The 18,244-nt window shown below is 74.0% G+C and carries 17 protein-coding genes; 5 read left to right on the top strand and 12 right to left on the bottom strand.

Translation table 11 applies throughout. From position 1 onward, the window contains the following. Positions 1-35: 35 nt before the first annotated feature. A complete protein-coding gene (gene dacB, locus ABD160_RS11690; RefSeq protein ID WP_344021424.1) occupies positions 36-1,445 on the bottom strand; it encodes a D-alanyl-D-alanine carboxypeptidase/D-alanyl-D-alanine endopeptidase in 1,410 nt (469 codons plus the stop codon). A 228-nt stretch (positions 1,446-1,673) separates the two neighbouring features. On the opposite strand from dacB, the gene ABD160_RS11695 reads away from it, so the two are divergent. Then, complete coding sequence (locus ABD160_RS11695; protein WP_085913285.1) at positions 1,674-2,162, top strand: inorganic diphosphatase; 489 nt, start codon at positions 1,674-1,676, stop codon at positions 2,160-2,162. A gap of 45 nt (positions 2,163-2,207) precedes the next feature. Here ABD160_RS11695 and ABD160_RS11700 read toward each other — a convergent pair whose 3' ends face one another. Then, positions 2,208-3,419 (bottom strand): acetyl-CoA C-acetyltransferase, encoded by a 1,212-nt coding sequence (locus ABD160_RS11700; RefSeq protein WP_344021427.1) that lies wholly within the window; start codon positions 3,417-3,419, stop codon positions 2,208-2,210. Positions 3,420-3,443: 24 nt separating this feature from the next. Continuing rightward, a complete protein-coding gene (locus tag ABD160_RS11705; RefSeq protein WP_344021429.1) occupies positions 3,444-3,896 on the bottom strand; it encodes a MaoC family dehydratase in 453 nt (150 codons plus the stop codon). Positions 3,897-4,118: 222 nt separating this feature from the next. Between ABD160_RS11705 and ABD160_RS11710 the strand changes: the two genes are divergently transcribed. Together ABD160_RS11710 and ABD160_RS11715 are read left to right on the top strand one after the other, a co-directional pair. Continuing rightward, positions 4,119-5,081: an ATP-binding protein gene (locus ABD160_RS11710; RefSeq protein ID WP_344021431.1), complete on the top strand. Its 963-nt coding sequence runs from the start codon at positions 4,119-4,121 to the stop codon at positions 5,079-5,081. Between the two features lie 47 nt (positions 5,082-5,128). After that, positions 5,129-5,959 (top strand): transglutaminase family protein, encoded by an 831-nt coding sequence (locus ABD160_RS11715; RefSeq protein ID WP_344021433.1) that lies wholly within the window; start codon positions 5,129-5,131, stop codon positions 5,957-5,959. Positions 5,960-5,975: 16 nt separating this feature from the next. Here ABD160_RS11715 and ABD160_RS11720 read toward each other — a convergent pair whose 3' ends face one another. After that, the gene (locus tag ABD160_RS11720) at positions 5,976-7,352 is read right to left on the bottom strand and encodes an ATP-dependent 6-phosphofructokinase (protein WP_344021436.1); all 1,377 of its coding nucleotides are present in this window, start codon (positions 7,350-7,352) and stop codon (positions 5,976-5,978) included. Between the two features lie 119 nt (positions 7,353-7,471). Between ABD160_RS11720 and surE the strand changes: the two genes are divergently transcribed. Next, positions 7,472-8,245 carry a 5'/3'-nucleotidase SurE gene (gene surE / locus ABD160_RS11725; protein WP_344021438.1) on the top strand — a complete coding sequence of 258 codons (774 nt, stop codon included), beginning with the start codon at positions 7,472-7,474 and terminating at the stop codon, positions 8,243-8,245. A 9-nt stretch (positions 8,246-8,254) separates the two neighbouring features. Here the strand turns inward: surE and ABD160_RS11730 are convergent, their stop codons facing one another. Further along, positions 8,255-8,620 carry a winged helix-turn-helix transcriptional regulator gene (locus tag ABD160_RS11730; protein ID WP_344021440.1) on the bottom strand — a complete coding sequence of 122 codons (366 nt, stop codon included), beginning with the start codon at positions 8,618-8,620 and terminating at the stop codon, positions 8,255-8,257. Between the two features lie 360 nt (positions 8,621-8,980). On the opposite strand from ABD160_RS11730, the gene ABD160_RS11735 reads away from it, so the two are divergent. After that, positions 8,981-9,748, top strand: coding sequence for a glucose 1-dehydrogenase (locus ABD160_RS11735; protein ID WP_344021442.1), 768 nt, complete (start codon positions 8,981-8,983; stop codon positions 9,746-9,748). Positions 9,749-9,754: 6 nt separating this feature from the next. Here ABD160_RS11735 and ABD160_RS11740 read toward each other — a convergent pair whose 3' ends face one another. Genes ABD160_RS11740 through ABD160_RS11770 form a run of 7 tightly spaced genes read right to left on the bottom strand, consistent with a single transcriptional unit; the run spans position 9,755 to position 18,225 of the window. Then, on the bottom strand, positions 9,755-10,354 hold the full coding sequence (locus tag ABD160_RS11740; protein WP_344021444.1) for a superoxide dismutase: 600 nt from the start codon (positions 10,352-10,354) through the stop codon (positions 9,755-9,757). Between the two features lie 51 nt (positions 10,355-10,405). After that, positions 10,406-10,846, bottom strand: coding sequence for a hypothetical protein (locus tag ABD160_RS11745; RefSeq protein WP_344021446.1), 441 nt, complete (start codon positions 10,844-10,846; stop codon positions 10,406-10,408). A gap of 41 nt (positions 10,847-10,887) precedes the next feature. Beyond that, positions 10,888-12,354: a fused MFS/spermidine synthase gene (locus ABD160_RS11750; protein ID WP_344021448.1), complete on the bottom strand. Its 1,467-nt coding sequence runs from the start codon at positions 12,352-12,354 to the stop codon at positions 10,888-10,890. Between the two features lie 49 nt (positions 12,355-12,403). Then, positions 12,404-13,435: an NADP-dependent oxidoreductase gene (locus ABD160_RS11755; RefSeq protein WP_344021450.1), complete on the bottom strand. Its 1,032-nt coding sequence runs from the start codon at positions 13,433-13,435 to the stop codon at positions 12,404-12,406. A 31-nt stretch (positions 13,436-13,466) separates the two neighbouring features. Further along, entirely contained in the window at positions 13,467-14,624 is a 1,158-nt protein-coding gene (locus tag ABD160_RS11760) for an acyl-CoA dehydrogenase family protein (protein ID WP_344021452.1), read from the bottom strand. Further along, positions 14,621-16,630, bottom strand: a complete 2,010-nt coding sequence (locus tag ABD160_RS11765) for an ATP-binding protein (RefSeq protein ID WP_344021767.1) — start codon at positions 16,628-16,630, stop codon at positions 14,621-14,623. Before ABD160_RS11765 ends, ABD160_RS11760 begins: the two co-directional genes overlap by 4 nt. A gap of 17 nt (positions 16,631-16,647) precedes the next feature. Beyond that, positions 16,648-18,225 carry a carboxyl transferase domain-containing protein gene (locus ABD160_RS11770; RefSeq protein WP_344021769.1) on the bottom strand — a complete coding sequence of 526 codons (1,578 nt, stop codon included), beginning with the start codon at positions 18,223-18,225 and terminating at the stop codon, positions 16,648-16,650. Positions 18,226-18,244: the final 19 nt, after the last annotated feature.

Genomic DNA, 18,244 nt, shown 5'->3' on the forward strand with positions numbered 1-18,244 from the left:
GACCGCGCCGCGGGCCGGTCCGCCGAGGGGGCCGGTCAGTCCCGGCAGCCGCAGCGGCTCAGGGTGGCGGCGATCCGGTCCAGCGCCGGGCGGGCGTCGGCCGGCGAGGTGCCGTTGGACAGCAGCGCGAAGACCAGCAGCCTGCCGTCGACGTCGGTGACCACGCCGGCCAGGCTGGACGCCCCGCTGAGGGTGCCGGTCTTGGCCCGGACCACGCCCCGGCCGGCGATCGACGGCCCGTCGGTGAACCGCTCGGTCAGCGTGCCGGCGCCGCCGGCGACCGGCAGCCCGGTGAGGATCGGCCGGAGGAACTGGACGTCGGCGGGGCTGTCCGACTGGGCGGCGGCCGAGGCCAGCACCGCGCCGAGCAGCCGGGCCGGGACCCGGTTCTCCCGGGACAGCCCGCTGCCGTCCGCGGCGACCAGGCCGCTGACGTCGTACCCGGCCTGCACCAGGGCCTCGGTGACCGCGCGGGAGCCGCCGTCGAACGACGCCTCGGTGTCCCGGACGATCGCGACCTGGCGGGCCAGCGCCTCGGCCGTGACGTTGTCCGACGCGGTGAGCATGTACTCGACGAGTGCGGCGATCGGCGGGGAGGCGACGCTGCCCAGCACCGGCGCGTTCGGGGCGGCGGTGCCCTCCCGGACCTCGGTGGCGCCGAGCGCGGCGGCCAGCGCCTGCCCGGCGGCCCGGGCCGGGTCGGACGAGCGGGGCCCGTCCTGCTGCTGCGGGTCGGTGCGGCCGCCGTCGAGCATCAGCGGCGACATCGGCGCGACGTAGCCGTCGGCGACGTCGCTGGGGCCCCAGCCGGGCGAGAGCGCGGGCCCGGTCCACTGCGAGGTGTCGACGTAGACGGTGCGCACCGGCTGGTCGACCGCCTCCCGCACCTCGGCGGCGAGATCGTCGATCCGGGACGGATCGGGATAGAGCCCGGTCTCGCCGGCCGGCAGCGCGGTCAGCGTGGGGTCGCCGCTGCCGACGAGCACCACCGAGCCCGGGTCCGGGCCGGGCACCACCCGGGTGGCGAGCCGGTCGGTCGGGTTCATCGACAGCAGCGCGGCGGCCGCGGTGAGCAGCTTGGTGGTGGAGCCGGGGACCATCGCCCGCCCGCCGTCGCGCTCCCACAGCGGCTCCACGCCGCGCGGCGCCGAGGAGTCGATGACGACGCCGGTCACGTCGCCCAGCGCCGGCGACTCCAGCTGGTCGGCCAGCGCCTGGGTGATGCCGGCCGCGGTCGGGACCGGGGCGGTCGGGGTCAGCGGGCGCAGCGCGGGCATCGGGACCGGCGGGTACTGGGCCGCCGTCTCACCGAGCCCGAGCCGGTCGCGGGTCTCCGGGCCGGCCAGCGCGACCGCGCCGAACAGCGAGGCGAGTGCCATCACCGCGACCGCGATGACGGCGATCCGCCGGGTGCTGCGGTCCGGCCGGCGATGCCTGCGTCCCACTCCGCCTCCTGCTCGTGACGTCCGGTCCCGGGCTCCGGGACCGGCCGACCTGCCCGGCCGATGGTGCGACACCCGCCACATCAGCACCGGTTCGGGGTCACCGGCCTGCCACCGTCGGCCCCCGGTCCCTCACACTAGGGGGCAGCACAGACACCGCCGGAGTGGGCGGGCCACCCGGCTCCGCCCGGCCCCGGCGCGACCGTGACCCTCTTCAAGGAGCAACGAATCGTGGACTTCGACGTCACCATCGAAATCCCCAAGGGTGGCCGCAACAAGTACGAGGTCGATCACGAGACCGGCCGGATCCGGCTGGACCGGACCCTCTTCACCGCCACCCAGTACCCGGCCGACTACGGGTTCATCGACGACACCCTCGGCGAGGACGGCGACCCGCTGGACGCGCTGGTGCTCGTCCAGGAGCCGACCTTCCCCGGCTGCGTGATCCGCGCCCGGACGATCGGCATGTTCCGGATGAAAGACGAGGCCGGCGGCGACGACAAGGTCCTGTGCGTGCCGGCCAGCGACCCGCGCCAGGAGCACCTGCGCGACATCCACCACCTGGCGGAGTTCGACCGCGCGGAGATCCAGCACTTCTTCGAGATCTACAAGACGCTCGAGCCGGGCAAGAGCGTCGAGGGCGCCACCTGGGTCGGCCGCGCCGACGCCGAGCGCGAGATCAAGGCGTCCTACGAGCGGGCCAAGCAGGCGGGTCACTGATCCGCGGCCCCGGGGCGGCCCGGCCGGCCGCCCCGGGGCCGGGGTTCAGACCTTCTCGAACACGGCGGCCAGGCCCTGCCCGCCGCCGATGCACATCGTCTCCAGCCCGTACCGGGCGTCCCGGCGGTGCATCTCCCGGGCCAGCGTGGCCAGGATCCGGCCACCGGTCGCACCGACCGGGTGGCCCAGCGAGATCCCGGAGCCGTTCACGTTGGTCCGCTCGAAGTCGGCCTCGGTGAACTTCCACTCCCGGGTGCAGGCCAGCACCTGAGCCGCGAACGCCTCGTTCAGCTCGATCAGGTCGATGTCGGCCAGGCCGAGCCCGGCCGCGCCGAGCGCCTTCGCCGTCGCCGGGACCGGCCCGATCCCCATCGTCGCGGGCGGCACCCCGCCCAGTCCCCAGGACACCAGCCGGACCAGCGGCCGCAGCCCCAGCTCGGCGGCGGTCTCCGGGCTGGTCACCACGCAGATCGACGCGCCGTCGTTCTGCCCGGAGGCGTTGCCCGCGGTGACCGTCGCGTCCGGGTCGTCGCGGCCCAGCACCGGGCGCAGCGTCGCCAGCTTCTCGACCGAGGAGTCCGGCCGGATGTGCTCGTCGGCGTCGACCACGGTGTCGCCCTTGCGGCCCGGCACCGTCACCGGAACGATCTCGTCGGCGAACCGGCCCGCGGCCTGCGCCGCCGCCGCGCGCCGGTGCGACCGGACCGCGAACTCGTCCTGCTCCTCGCGCGGGATCGCGTACTCGCGGCGCAGGTTCTCCGCGGTCTCCAGCATCCCGCCGGGCACCGGATGGTTCCGCCCGCCCGCGGTCACCCGGCCGCGGGCCAGCGAGTCGTTCAGCAGCACCCCGGCGCCGCCCTTGACCCCCCACCGCATCCCGGTGGAGTAGAACGACGCCCCGGACATCGACTCGGCGCCGCCGGCCAGCAGCACCTCGGCCGCGCCGGTCTGCACCTGCATCGCGGCGTAGAGCACCGCCTGCAGCCCGGAGCCGCAGCGGCGGTCGATCTGGATCCCGCCCGCGGTCACCGGCAGGCCGGCGTCCAGCGCCGCGACCCGGCCGATCGCCGGCGCGTCCATCGTCGGGTAGCAGTGGCCCAGCACCACGTCGTCGACGGCGGACGGGTCCAGCCCGGTCCGCTCCATCAGCGCCCCGATCACCGTCGAGGCCAGGGTGTGCGCCGGCACGTCGCGCAGCGACCCGCCGAATCCGCCCACCGGGGTCCGCAGCGGCTCGCAGATCACCGCATCACGCATGAACTCGCTCCTTCGACGTTCCACTCAGACGTACTGGCGGGTGAGCCACTCGGCGACCAGCGCGGGCTTCTCGGAGCCCTCGATCTCGACCGTCACCCCGATGGTGAGCTGCACCCCGCCGGTGACGTCGGTGACGTCGACCAGCTCGACCCGCGCCCGGACCCGGCTGTCGACCGGGACGGGGCTGGTGAACCGGACCTTGTTGAGGCCGTAGTTGACGCCCATCCGCACGCCGTCGATCCGGTAGACGTCCGGTACCAGCCTCGACAGCAGCGACAGGGTCAGGAAGCCGTGCGCGATGGTGGTGCCGAACGGGCCGTCGGCGGCCTTCGCGGCGTCGACGTGGATCCACTGGTGGTCCTCCGTCGCGTCGGCGAACCCGTCGATCCGCTCCTGGGCGACGGTGAACCACTCCGAGACACCGACCTCGGTCCCCTTCGCCGCCCGCAGCTCGTCGACCCCGTTGAAGACGCGCATCCGTCACTCCCCTCGCTCCGGCACACCCACCGGTGCCGATCACCGTGTCTCTACCCCACCACGGGTACCCGGAGTCGGTGAAGTCACCAAACCCACACGCCCCGTCCCGCGCGATCGGCGCTCCTTGGCTATGGTCGGAGCGCGTAGGACGGCCTGCAGCCCGCCGGGCCGACTCCGACGTGGAGCGCCGACGCCGATGAACACGACCCACCGCCAGTGCCGATGAGCTCGCCCCCCACGACGCAGGATCCGCCGCCCGGGCTCGTGCACCGGGCCGTGCCCTACCGCACCCCGGAGCACCAGGCCCAGGTGCTGACCGGGCCGGTCACCGGGGCGCTGGAACGCGGCCGCCGGGCGATCGTCGTCGTCGAGCCGCGGTGCCGCGCCGAGCTGGAGCGGGCGCTCGGTGACGAGGCCGGGGTGCGCTACGTCCGGCCGGAGGAGCTGCACTCGGCGCCGCCGTTCACCGTCGCGGGCCGGTGGAGCCGCACCGTGCGGGACGCGATCGCCGAGGGTGCGTCCGGCGTCTGCGCGGTCGCCCAGCCGGTCGCCCTGCCCGGGGCCGATCCGTCGTACTGGACCCGGCTGGATCTCGCGATCGGGTACGCGATGCGGGCGCTGCCGGTGGAGATGCTGTGCTGCTTCGCCGACCAGGACGGCGCCCGCGAGCAGGCCGGCGCGCTGCACGACGAGTTCCTCGTCGACGGCGCGGCCGTGCCCAGCACGCACCGCCGCGACGACCACGAGCTGCTGCAGGAGAACCCGCAGCGGCCGCCCGCCGATCTCGGGGAGCCGCTGCTCGTCGAACCGGTCGAGCTGCACCGGCTGTCCGGGATGCGGCACACCGTGCGCCGCGAGGGACAGCTGTCCGGGCTCGGCCCGGCCCGCGTCGAGGACCTGGTGCTCGCGGTGAACGAGCTGGTCAGCAACGGGATCGAGCACGGATCGGGGTGCCCGGTGCTGCGCATGTGGCGGACCCCCGCCGGCCTGGTCGCCGAGATGACCGACACGGTGCCCGGCCGGCTGGCCTTCCCCGGCCTGGCCGCCCCGCCGCCGTCCGGCGAGCGGGGCCGCGGCCTGTGGCTGGCCTCCGAGCTGGCCGACGTGCTGCAGGTGTGGACCGCCGACGACGATCCCGGTCAGGTCCAGGGCACCGTCGTCCGGGTCGTGATGAACCCGCCGTGACGGATGTGACGCGGCCGGAGGTGCCGGGGAAGTGACAGAGTGACGAGGTGACGCAGCCCGATCGCGCCGCCGACCCGGTGTCCCGCTTCCTCCGGATGGTGACCGGCCCGGAGCCCTCGCTCGACGAGGGCGCCCTCGCCATCGCCGCCGGAGCCGCCGCCGACCCGGCGCGGGCCGCCGCCGACGCGGTCCGCGCCCGCACCCGCCTCGACGAGCTGGCCGACGGCGTCAGCGGGCCGGAGTCGCTGCTGCACCGGCTGTTCACCGAGGCCGGGTTCACCGGCGACAGCGCGAACTACCGCGACCCGCGCAACTCGTTCCTGCCCGACGTGCTGGAGCGCCGCACCGGCATCCCGATCACGCTGTCGGTGGTGGCGATCGAGGTCGGGCGCCGGGCCGGGGTGGCGCTGGAGGGTGTCGGGATGCCAGGGCACTTCCTGGTCCGGCTGCCCGGCACCCAGCGCTACCTGGACATGTTCGACCAGGGGCGGCGGCTGGACCTGGCGGGCTGCGAGGCGCTGTACCGGGCCACCACCGGGGCCGGGCCGGAGGTGCCGTTCGGGCCCGGCCTGCTCCCCCGCACCTCGACCCGGCAGATCCTGGCCCGGATGCTGGACAACCTGCGCGCCAACTACGCCCGCACGAAGGACCACGTGAACCTGGAGTGGGTGCTGCGGATGCGGCTGGGCCTGCGGCACCAGGGCCCCGACCTGATCCGCCAGCTCGGCGAGGTGCTGGCCGCGCAGGCCCGGTGGGACGAGGCCGCCCGGCTGATGGAGTCCTGGGCGGACGGCCCGGGCCGGGGATCGCGGTCCGGCGCCGAGGTGCTCGACGAGGTGCGCGTCGAGGCCCGCAGGCACCGGGCGCACCTGAACTGAGCGCCGGGCCGGACCGTCAGGAGTGCGGCGCCCTGGTCGGCGCGCCGGAGTCCTCGCCGAACCGCCACGGCTGCCCGGTCGACTCCAGCACCGCCATCCACAGGTCGCCGTGCGGGTCGACCTGGTTGCGCCGGCTCACCGCCAGAGTCATCGGGATGTGCACGAACCGGCGCCGGACCCGGCCGACCACCATCGACGTCCGCCCGGACATCGCCGCGTGCACCGCGGCCTGCGACAGCCGGACGGTGTAGACGCTGTCGTAGGGGTTCGCCGGGACGCTGCGGATGATGTAGCTCGGGTCGACGTAGCGGACCGTGGTCTCCATGCCGGCCTCGGCGAACGAGTCGCCGATCCGTTCCTTGAGCCACGGGCCGATGTCGGCGAGCTTGGCGTTGCCCGAGGCGTCGGTCCGCCCGACCGGCGGCAGCAGCTCCTGCCCCGCCCCCTCGGCGACCACGACGACCGCGTGCCCGCGCTGGGACACCCGCCGGCGCAGGTGGTGCAGCAGGCCGGTCTCGCCGTCCAGCTCGAACGGGACCTCCGGGATCAGCACCGCGTCGGCGTCGGACCGGACCAGCGAGGCGTAGCAGGCGATGAAACCGGAGTGCCGGCCCATCAGCTTCACCAGGCCGACCCCGCCCGGGGTGGACTTGGCCTCCACCGTCACCGACCGGATCGCCTCGCTGGCCTGCGAGAACGCCGTCTGGAAGCCGAAGCTCTGGTCGATGAAGGGGATGTCGTTGTCGATCGTCTTCGGGATCCCGACGATGGCGATCCGCAGGCCCCGCTCGGCGACCACCCTGGCGATCTCCATCGCCCCGCGCATGGTGCCGTCGCCGCCGATCACGAACAGCACGTTGAGGTGCATCTGCTCCAGGCAGTCGACGATCTCGCCCGGGTCCTGCGGGCCGCGCGAGGTACCGAGGAAGGTGCCGCCGTCGACCGGGATGTCGCGCACCGACTCCGGGGACAGCTCGACGACGTCGTGCCCGTAGGAGGAGATGAAGCCCCGGTAGCCGTTGCGGAAGCCGACGACCCGCCGGACGCCGTAGTGGTAGGTCAGGGTGCGGACCAGGCCGGCGATGACGTCGTTCAGGCCGGGGCACAGCCCGCCGCAGGTGACGATCCCGGCCCGGGTCTTGGACGGGTCGAAGTAGATCTCGCGGCGCGGGCCGCACGGCTCCAGGCCGGGCAGCTCCTCGACGTCGACGCCGCGCGACTTGAGCCCGGCGGCGGTGTCGTCGAGCAGCACCCGGTCCCCGGCGTCCACGTAGTGCTCGGTGGTGCGGCGGGCGTCCAGCAGCGGGGCCAGCGGCGAGGTGATCCGAGCCGGTCCGAGCGTGTCGATCGCCAGGTCGTCCGGGGTGATGCTGCTGTACTCCCAGGTCGTCACGCTGTCCTCCTCCGGATTCCGGGTGGATCGATGCAGACGGTCCGCGCAGCGATCCGGTGCCCGATCATGCTGCACCACCGGTCCCGGTGTCAGGCCGGGCCGCGCCTAGTGTGACGAGCGTGCCCCTCGCCCTGCTGACCAACGACGACGGCGTGCACGCCCCCGGCCTGCACGCGCTGGCCCGCGCGGCCCGCGACGCCGGCCTGGACGTGATCGTCGCGGCCCCGGCCGGGGACGCCAGCGGCGCCGGCGGTTCGGTGCGCTGCGTGCTGACCGACGGGCACATCGGCGTCACCGAGCACGAGATCCCGGCGCTGGACGGCATCCCGGCGTACGGGGTGGACGCCGATCCGGGGTTCATCGTGCGGGCGGCCGGGCAGGGCTGGTTCGACCGGGAGCCCGATCTCGTGCTGTCCGGGATCAACCCGGGCGCGAACACCGGCGGGCAGGTGCTGCACTCCGGGACCGTCGGCGCGGTGCTGGCCGGCACCCTGAACGGCTGGTCCGGGATCGCGTTCTCGCTGCACTGCGGACTGCGGCTGCCCGAGCGCCCGAACTGGGCGTCGGCGACCGGGCTGCTCGGCGAGCTGCTGGAGCGGCTCGCCGGCCGCCCCGCCGGGACCGCCTGGTCGGTCAACGTCCCGGACGTGCCGCAGCCGGAGCTGCCCGCGCTGCGCGAGGCGCGGCTGTGCGACTCGGGTGCGGTCCGGGTGCGGATGGTGCACCGCGGGCCCGACGGCGAGCGGCCGGGCGGGCTGCGGGCGCTGGTCTCCGAGCACTACGGCGAGGCCGAGCCGGGCACCGACGTGGCGCTGCTCGCCGCCGGGCACCCGACGATCACCGAGCTCGCCCCGATCGGGCACCGGGCCGGCGCCACCGGCTACCCGGGCTGAGCAGGCCGTTCAGTCCCGGTCGTAGCCGTCGCGGGCGGCGAGCACGCCGGAGATGTTGTCGATCGCCCACCGTTCAAGCGCGCCGAGCACCGGGAGCAGGCTCCGGCCGAGCGTGCTGAGCTCGTACTCCACGTGCGGCGGGATGACCGGGTGCACCGTCCGCACGAGCAGCCCGTCCCGCTCCAGCGCGCGCAGCGTCTGGGTCAGCATCTTCTGGCTGACGCCCTCGATCCGGCGGGCCAGCGCGGTGTAGCGCATCGGCCCGCCGGCCAGCGCGCCGACGACCAGCACCGTCCACCGGTCACCGATCCGGTCCAGCAGCCGGCGGGTCGGGCAGGCTTTCGAGTACGGGTCCCACTGCGGCTCTTCCTGCACACTCTCCTCCTGGTGCGTACAGCACTGCGAGGTGCCTTCTTCCCGATCGACATGCGTCGACGCATGCTCTCACGCATGTCGCAGAAGACGGTGCTGGTGACCGGTCGAGCAGGCCGCGGGCTACCCGTACTTCAAGGAGGCCCTCGTCGTCCGGACGACGGTCGCCGCGGCCGGGCTGCGGCCGCACGGGATCCGGGTCAACTGCGTCTCGCCCGGTCCGGTCTTCCGGTTCCTGATGGGCGGGGACAGCGCCTGGATCAACGGCGCCGATCTCGCCACCGACGGCGGCCTGGCCGCCGATCTCACCGTGCACGGCTGACCGGCACACGTCATCACCACGACCACCACCGAGGAGAGAGCATGTCCGCACGACTGTCCGGCAAGTCCGTGATCATCTCGGGGGCCGCCCACGGGATCGGGGCGGCGCAGGCCCGCCTGTTCGCCCGGGAGGGAGCGCGGCTCGCGCTGTTCGACATCGACGGCGAGGGCGTCGCGAAGCTGGCCGCGGAGCTCGTCGCCGACGGCCACCGGGTCGTCCACACCACCGCCGACGTGGTGTCCGAGGACGACTGGATCCGGGTCGTCGCGCTCGCCGAGGACGAGCTCGGCGGCCTGCACGCACTCAGCAACAACGCCGGGATCTTCCGGCCGGAGGGCGTCGAGGAGACCACCGTCGAGCTGTTCAACACGATCACCGCGATCAACCAGCTCGGGGTGATCCTCGGGATGAAGACGGCGATCCCGGCGCTGCGCCGCGCCGGTGGCGGATCGATCGTCAACTTCTCGTCGATCTACGGGCTCACCGGCTCCGGCCTGGCCACCGCCTACCAGGGGACCAAGGGGGCGGTCCGGCTGATCACCAAGACCGCCGCCGTCCAGTACGCGCCGGAGGCGATCCGGGTCAATTCGGTGCACCCCACGATGATCGACACCCCGCTGATCCGGAACGGGGTGCCGGAGAACGAGCTGCGCAGGCTCCTCAAGCTGGTCCCGATGCAGCGCATCGGGCAGGCCGACGAGGTGGCCCACGCAGCCCTGTTCCTGCTCTCCGACGAGGCGTCGCTGATCACCGGGGCCGAGCTCGCCGTGGACGGCGGCTACACCGCGGGCGCCCCGATCCCGGACTGAGCGCGCTCAGCCCTTCGCGGCGGCGAGGCGCTCGGCGGCGTCCGCCCAGTTGACGACATTCCACCAGGCCTTGACGTAGTCCGGCTTCACGTTCTTGTACTGCAGGTAGAACGCGTGCTCCCACATGTCGAGCAGCACGATCGGGGTCTGCCCGGCCGGCAGCTGGGACTGCTGGTCGTAGAGCTGGTGGATCAGCAGCTTCCCGCCGAGCTGGTCGTAGCCGAGGATGGCCCAGCCGGAGCCCTGGATGGTGGTGGCGGCGGCGGTGAAGTGGGCCTGGAAGGCGTCGAAGGAGCCGAAGTCCTGGTCGATCGCCGAGGCGAGGTCACCGGTGGGCTTGTCGCCGCCGTCCGGGGACAGGTTCTTCCAGAACGCGGAGTGGTTGACGTGCCCGCCCAGGTTGAACGCGAGGGTCTTCTCGAGACCGACGATCGCGCCGAAGTCGTTGCGCTCGCGGGCGTCGGCGAGCTTCTCCAGGGTCTGGTTCAGCGCTGTCACGTAGGTGTTGTGGTGCTTGGAGTGGTGCAGCTCCATGATCTCCGGCGCGATGTGCGGCGCCAGGGCGGAGTAGTCGTAGGGAAGGTCGGGAAGCGTGTAGTCGGCCATGCGCACAGCCTCCGACCTGCACCGGACTTCAGGTCAACTGTGACGTGCCCCTCAGTGCTCGTCGCGGCCGGTCAGGGCGTGCTCCAGCTCGTCGGCCAGGTGCACGACCTGCCGGAACGGGAACTCGAAGCCGTCGAGCGCGGCGGGCCGCAGCGGGATGGAGTGCCGGTACACCACGACGCCCTCCTCCGCGGCGAGCCCGCCGACCGGCGACGGGCCGGCCAGTTCGAGGGCCTTCGCGAGATCGACCTCGGCGAGCCGGGCGACCGGCGACTCGATCTGCACCCACTCCTGCTCCGGATCGGCGACGGCGGCGGCCGCCTCGGTCACCTCGACGCCCGGCCGGTCCGCGTCCTCCCGGACCCGCTTGACGACCACGAGCTGGGTCCGGTCGCCGGTCGTCGGGAGCCGGAACCGCAGCTCGTCGGCGCCCTGCCGGACGATCTCGTACCGCACCCGCACATACGCCTGCAGGTCGTCCCAGGTCGCCACGTCGTCTCCCCCTCGATGAGTCCGCCCCGACGCGGGCGACCCTAGCGGTTCCCGGCGGCCGTGGTGATCAGCTGGTCGACCGGGGCCCGGTCGTCGGTGAGCACCGGCGCGTCCCCGGCGAACGCGGCGGTGCGGGCCGGATCGAGCACCGCGCCGGGCTCGCCCCACCCGGTGACGGCGGCGTCCAGCGCGACCGGGTCGATCGGCCGGTCCGCGGCGACGAGCACGACGTTGCCGCCCCCGCCGGGTCCGAACTCGTCGGGCCGGGCGACCACCATGGTGGTGCCGAACCGGGTGTCCATGGTCGCGACCGAGGCGCGGACCAGGTCCAGCGGGTCCCGGTCGATCACGTTGAGCAGGTACAGCCCGCCGGGCCGCAGCACCCGCTGGACGTGGTCGAGGAACTCGGTGGTGGACAGGTGCCAGGGCACCGAGCGGGCGCCGAACGCGTCGCCGATCAGCACGTCGGCCGAGTCGTCGGGCAGCTCGGCCAGGCCGACCCGGGCGTCGCCGGTGCGCACGGTGGTGCCGGGGATGCCGCCCGCCTCCAGCTCGCGGACGGCCAGGTCGATCACGCCGCCGTCCAGCTCCAGCACGGTGGACGTGCCGCCGGGGCGGGTCGCGTCCAGCCAGCGCGGCATGGTGAGCGCCCCGCCGCCGACGTGCACGACGTCCAGCGGCCGGCCGGGGGCGAAGGCGGTGTCGATCGCGGCGGCGAACCGCTGGGTGTAGGCGAACTCCAGGTGCGCCGGGTCGCCGAGGCGCACGTAGGAGTGCCGCAGGTCGTCGAGCACCAGGTAGCGGCCGGCCGGATCGGTGGGATCGGCGGTGACCGAGGCGCAGTAGTAGGTGGTGTCGGCGTCGCAGCGGCCCGGGACGGCGACCAGCGCGACGGCCAGCAGCACCGCCGCCGCGCCGCCCTTCGCGACGTCGGCGCGCCGCCGCCGGGGCGCGACGACCAGCCCGAGCAGCAGGCAGGCGGCGGCGGTCACCAGCAGGATCGCGCTCACCGGCAGCAGCGCGACCAGCACGAAGCCGGTCAGGAAGCTGCCGGCCAGCGACCCGAGCGTGCCGGCGGCGGACAGCCCGCCGACCACCTCGCCGGAGCGGTCCAGCCCGGTCAACCGGGCCTTGGTCACCGCCGGGGTGACGGCGGCCAGCGCGGTCACCGACACCAGGGTGGACGCCGCGACGAGCAGCACCGCGGCGACCGGACCGGCGCCGAGCAGCGGGCCGAGCAGCCGGACGACCGGGCGCACCGCGAGCGTCCCGAGGCCGCCGACCACCAGCATCAGCGCGGCGACGGCGACCGGGTCGTGCCGGTCCGCCCAGCGCCCGCCGAGCGCGGCGCCGGCCGCGATCCCGGCCAGCGCCACCCCGATCACCGCGGTCGTCGACTCCAGGGTGAGCCCGACGTAGGGCGCGACCAGCCGGGTCGCGAGGGTCTCGACCACGAGGATCGCCGCCCCCGAGACGACGACGGCGGTCCGGGCGATCGCGAGGCGCACCCCGCCATCATGGAGGTCCGCGCCGCGGCCCCGGGCCGGTGGGGCCCGATCAGCCGGTCAGCCGGAGCACCAGCTTGCCGGTGTTCTCGCCGCGGAACAGCCGCAGCAGCACGTCCGGGAAGTCGTCCACGGTGCCGTCGACGACGTCCTCCCGGCTGCGGATCCGGCCCTGCGCCAGCCAGCCGGACAGCTCGGCGGCGGCCTCGCCGTAGCGGTCGGCGTAGTCGAACACCACGAAGCCCTCCATCCGGGCCCGGTTGACCAGCAGACTCATGTAGTTCGACGGCCCGGGCGGCGGCTCGGTCGCGTTGTAGGTGGAGATCGACCCGCAGATGACCACCCGGGCGCCGCGCCGCAGCCGGGTCAGCGCGGCGTCCAGGATCTCGCCGCCGACGTTGTCGAAGTACACGTCGATGCCGTCCGGTGCGGCGCTGCGCAGCGCCTTCCGGACGTCCTCGGTGCGGTAGTCGATCGCGGCGTCGAAGCCGAGCTCGTCGACCAGCCAGGCGCACTTCTCCGGGCCGCCCGCGATGCCGACCACCCGGCAGCCCTTGATCTTCGCGAGCTGCCCGACGACGGAACCGACCGCGCCGGCCGCGCCGGACACGACGACGGTCTCGCCCTCGGCGAGCGCGCCGACGTCGAACAGCCCGAAGTACGCGGTCATCCCGGTCATGCCGAGCAGCGCCAGGTAGCGCTCCGGCGGCACGTCGCCGGTGGGGGCGACCTTCTGCAGCCCGGAGCCGTCGCTCTCGGCGTGGGACTGCACGCCGAAGATCCCGGTGACGACGTCGCCGACGGCGAAGTCCGGGTGCTCGGACGCGACGACCTCGCCGAGCCCGAGCGCCCGCATGACCGCGCCGATCTCGACCGGCGGCACGTAGGACCGGCCGGCGTTCATCCAGCCGCGCATCGCCGGGTCCAGCGAGATGTGGCTGACCCGCACGACCAGCCGGCCCGGCCCGGGGACCGGGACCGGCTCGGTCGTGTGCTCCCAGACCTCCGGGCCCGGCGTGCCGGTCGGCCGGGCCGCGAGCCGGACCTGATGGTTGACCGTCGTGTTCCGCTCGGAGTTACCCATGAGTACGTTCTACTCCCCGGGCGGCCGGGAGTCAGAGACCCAGGTGCCGCGCGATCAGCATCTTCTGCACCTCGGAGGTGCCCTCGCCGATCTCCAGGATCTTCGCGTCCCGGTAGAACCGCCCGACCGGGTACTCGTTCATGAAGCCGTAGCCGCCGAAGACCTGGGTGGCGGCGCGCGCGTTGTCCATCGCGGCGTTGGACGCGACCAGCTTCGCGATCGCCGCCTCGTGCTTGAACGGCTTGCCCTCCAGCATCAGCCGGGCGGCGTGCTGCCAGGCCAGCCGCGCGGTGTGCGCGCGCACCTCCATGTCGGCGATCGTGAACTGGATCGCCTGGTAGGAGCCGATGGTGTGGCCGAACGCCTCGCGCTCGCCCGCGTAGCGCAGCGACTCGTCGACGCAGCCCTGGGCCAGCCCGACCGACAGCGCGGCGATCGCGATCCGGCCCTCGTCCAGGATGGACAGGAACTGGGCGTAGCCGCGGCCCCGCTCGCCGAGCAGGTTCGCCTCCGGCACCCGGACGTCGTCGAAGAACAGCTCGCGGGTGTCCGAGCAGTTCCAGCCGACCTTGGAGTACTTCTCGCTCACCGTGAACCCGGGCGTGCCGGCCGGGACCAGGATCGCCGAGATCTCCTTGCGGCCGTCCGGCTTCTCCCCGGTCACCGCGGTGACCGTGACGACCGAGGTGATGTCGGTGCCGGAGTTGGTGATGAAGCACTTCGAGCCGTTGATCACCCACTCGCCGCCGTCGAGGCGGGCGGTGGTGCGGGTGGCGCCGGCGTCCGAGCCGCCGCCCGGCTCGGTCAGCCCGAAGGCGCCGAGCGCGCGGCCGGCGGCCAGGTCGGGCAGCCAGCGGGCCTTCTGCTCGTCGGTGCCGAACCGCATGATCGGCATCGCGCCCAGCCCGACGCCGGCCTCGACGGTGATCGCGACCGACGAGTCGACCCGGGCCAGCTCCTCCAGGGCCAGGCAGAGGGCGTAGTAGTCGCCGCCCTGGCCGCCGTACTCCTCGGTGACGGGCAGGCCGAACAGGCCCATCGCGCCCATCTTGGCGACGATGTCGTACGGGAACTCCTCGCGGATGTAGAGGTCCCCGATCACCGGGGCGACCTCGGAGCGGGCGAACTCCTCGACGGCGGCGCGCAGCGCCTCGTACTCCTCCGCGGAGGTCTGCTCGGTGGTGGTCATGCCTGCTCCCCTTCGTTCTCGGGCTCGACCACGCACAGCACCGCGTCCTTGGCGACGGTGGCTCCGGGGCGCGCCCTCAGCTCGCGCACCGTCCCGTCGACCGGGGCGGTGAGCACGTGTTCCATCTTCATGGCCTCGACGACGACCAGCTTCTGACCGGCGGTGACGGTGTCGCCCTCGGCGACCTCGACGACGGTCACGGTGCCGGGCATCGGTGACACCACCGGCCCGCCCGCGGTGCCGCCCGCGGTGCGCGCGGCCTCCAGCGGCTCCTGCTCGCGCACCCCCCAGGTCCGGCCGTCCCGGGAGATCCAGACGATCCCGCCGGACGCCTGGGCGATCCGGTAGCGGCGGGTGCGGCCGTCCTGGCTGTGCTCGACCACCCCCGGCGCGACGGCGACGGTGCGGCAGGGTGCGACCGGCTCCTCGGGCAGGGCCAGGTCGAAGCCGGACGCCCGGCCGCGGACCCGGACCTCGACGGCGTCCGGGCCGTCGGTGACCAGCCGGCGCACCGTCCAGGCCGGCTCGCCGACCCGCCAGCCGCCGGGGACGTCGAACGGGTCGACGACGGCGCCGTCCGGTTCCAGCCCGAGCAGCGTGTTCCCGGCGACCGCGCCGAGCACGTCGGCGGGCACGCCGGTGTCGGCGAGCGCGGCGCCGCGGCGGGCGATCAGGCCGGTGTCCAGCCGGCCGGCGCGGACGTCGTCGTCGGCGAGCAGCCGGCTAAGGAAGCCGATGTTGCTGTCCAGGCCGAGCAGCGTGGTGCCGCCCAGTGCGGAGTCGAGCCGGCGCAGCGCCTCGTCCCGGTCGGCGCCGTGCGCGATGACCTTGGCCAGCATCGGGTCGTAGTCCGAGCCGACGACGGTGCCGGTCTCGATCCCGGCGTCCACCCGCACGCCGGGCGGCGGGTCCCACTCCAGCACCGGCCCGCCGGACGGCAGGAAGCTGAGCGCGTCCCCGGACACGGCGGTGGCCTCGGCGTACACCCGGGCCTCGATCGCGTGCCCGGTGAGCACGACGTCGTCCTGGGTGATCGGCAGCGGCTCGCCGGCGGCGACCCGCAGCTGCAGCTCGACCAGGTCCAGGCCGGTGACCGCCTCGGTGACCGGGTGCTCGACCTGCAGCCGGGTGTTCATCTCCAGGAAGAAGAACTCGCCCGGGTTGTCGGAGCTGACGATGAACTCGACGGTGCCGGCGCCGGTGTAGCCGACCGCGCGGGCCGCCTCGCAGGCGGCGCGGCCCATCTCGGCGCGCTGCGCGGGGGTGAGCAGCGCCGACGGCGCCTCCTCGATGATCTTCTGGTGCCGCCGCTGCAGCGAGCACTCGCGCTCGCCGAGGTGCACGACGGTGCCGTGCGTGTCGGCCATCACCTGGATCTCGATGTGCCGCGGCGTGGTGACCAGGCGCTCGACGAGCAGCGTGTCGTCGCCGAAGGAGTTGCGGGCCTCGCGCCGGGCCCCGGCGATGGCGTCGGCGAGCCCGGCCTCGGCGTGCACCTCGCGCATGCCCTTGCCGCCGCCACCGGCGGACGGCTTGAGCAGCACCGGATAGCCGACCTCGGCGACCACCGCCCGCAGGTCCTCGTCGGACAGCCCGGCGCCGTCCGAACCGGGCACCACCGGCACGCCGGCCTTGGCGACGGTCTGCTTGGCGCGGATCTTGTCGCCCATCGCGTCGATCGCCGACGACGGCGGCCCGACGAAGGCGATCCCGGCCGCCTCGCAGGCGGCGGCGAACGCGGTGTTCTCGGAGAGGAAGCCGTAGCCGGGATGGATCGCCTGCGCGCCGGTGGCCCGGGCGGCGCCGATCACGGCGTCGATCGACAGGTAGGACTCGGCGGCCGCGGCCGGGCCGATCCGGACGGCCTCGTCGGCGGCCCGGACGTGCGGGGCACCGGCATCGGCGTCGGAGTACACGGCGACGCTGCGCACGCCGAGCGCGCGCAGCGTGCGGATCACCCGGACCGCGATCTCGCCGCGGTTCGCGACGAGCACGGTGTCGAACATGCGGGACATGTCGGGCCTCACATCCGGAAGACGCCGAAGGCCGGATCGGCCAGCGGCGCGTTGGCGGCGACGGACAGGGACAGCCCGAGCACGGTGCGGGTGTCGGCGGGGTCGATCACGCCGTCGTCCCAGATCCGGGCGGTGGAGTAGTACGGGTGCCCCTGGGTCTCGTACTGGGCCCGGATCGCGTCCGGATCGGCGTTGCCGACGGTCGTGAGCACCGTCGCGGCCTGCTCGCCGCCCATCACCGAGATCCGGGCGTTCGGCCACATGAACAGGAAGCGCGGCGAGTAGGCGCGGCCGCACATCGCGTAGTTCCCGGCGCCGAACGAGCCGCCGATGACGACGGTCAGCTTGGGCACCCGGGTGGAGGCCACCGCGGTGACCATCTTCGCGCCGTTGCGCGCGATGCCGCCGGCCTCGTAGTCGCGGCCGACCATGAACCCGGAGATGTTCTGCAGGAACACCAGCGGGATGCCGCGCTGGTCGCACAGCTCGACGAAGTGGGCGCCCTTCACCGCGGACTCGGAGAACAGGATCCCGTTGTTGGCGACGATCCCGACCGGGTGGCCGTGGATCCGGGCGAAGCCGGTGACCAGGGTCGTGCCGTACTCGGCCTTGAACTCGTGGAACCGGGAGCCGTCGACGACCCGGGCGATGACCTCGCGCACGTCGTAGGGGGTCCGGGAGTCGGTCGGGACGGCGCCGTAGAGCCCGGCCGGGTCGACGGCGGGCGGCTCGGTGGGCGCGACGTCCCACGGCCGCGGCGCGCGCGGACCGAGCGTCCCGACGATCGCGCGGACCCGGGCCAGCGCGTCCGCGTCGTCGTCGGCGAGATGGTCGGTGACCCCGGAGATCCGCGAGTGCAGCTCGCCGCCGCCCAGCTCCTCGGCGGTGACGACCTCGCCGGTCGCGGCCTTCACCAGCGGCGGGCCGCCGAGGAAGATCGTGCCCTGGTTCCGGACGATCACCGCCTCGTCGCTCATCGCCGGGACGTAGGCCCCGCCCGCGGTGCACGAGCCGAGCACGGCGGCGATCTGCGGGATGCCCTGGCCGGACATCTGGGCCTGGTTGTAGAAGATCCGCCCGAAGTGCTCGCGGTCCGGGAACACCTGGTCCTGCTCGGGCAGGTAGGCGCCGCCGGAGTCGACCAGGTAGATGCAGGGCAGCCGGTTGTGCAGCGCCACCTCCTGGGCGCGGAGGTGCTTCTTGACGGTCATCGGGTAGTAGGTGCCGCCCTTGACCGTGGCGTCGTTGGCGACGATCACGCACTCCCGGCCGGCCACCCGGCCGACGCCGGTGATCATCCCGGCGCCGGGGGCCTGGCCGTCGTACATGCCGTGCGCGGCCATCGGGGACAGCTCGAGGAACGGCGACGACGGGTCGACCAGCGAGTCCACCCGGTCGCGCGGCAGCAGCTTGCCGCGCTCGACGTGCCGGGCCCGCGACCGCTCCGGCCCGCCGAGCCGGGCGGTCGCCAGCGACGCGTTGAGATCGGCCACCAGGTCGCGGTGCGCCGCGGCGTTCGCGGCGTACTGCTCGCCGGCCGGATCGACCGCGCTCCCCAGCCTCGGTGCCAGTTCCGGGACGACCATGCTCACCTCGCGCTCGAAG

Origin of the sequence: Pseudonocardia kongjuensis (genome assembly GCF_039526905.1) — a bacterium.
In the GTDB taxonomy this organism is placed as follows: domain Bacteria; phylum Actinomycetota; class Actinomycetes; order Mycobacteriales; family Pseudonocardiaceae; genus Pseudonocardia; species Pseudonocardia kongjuensis.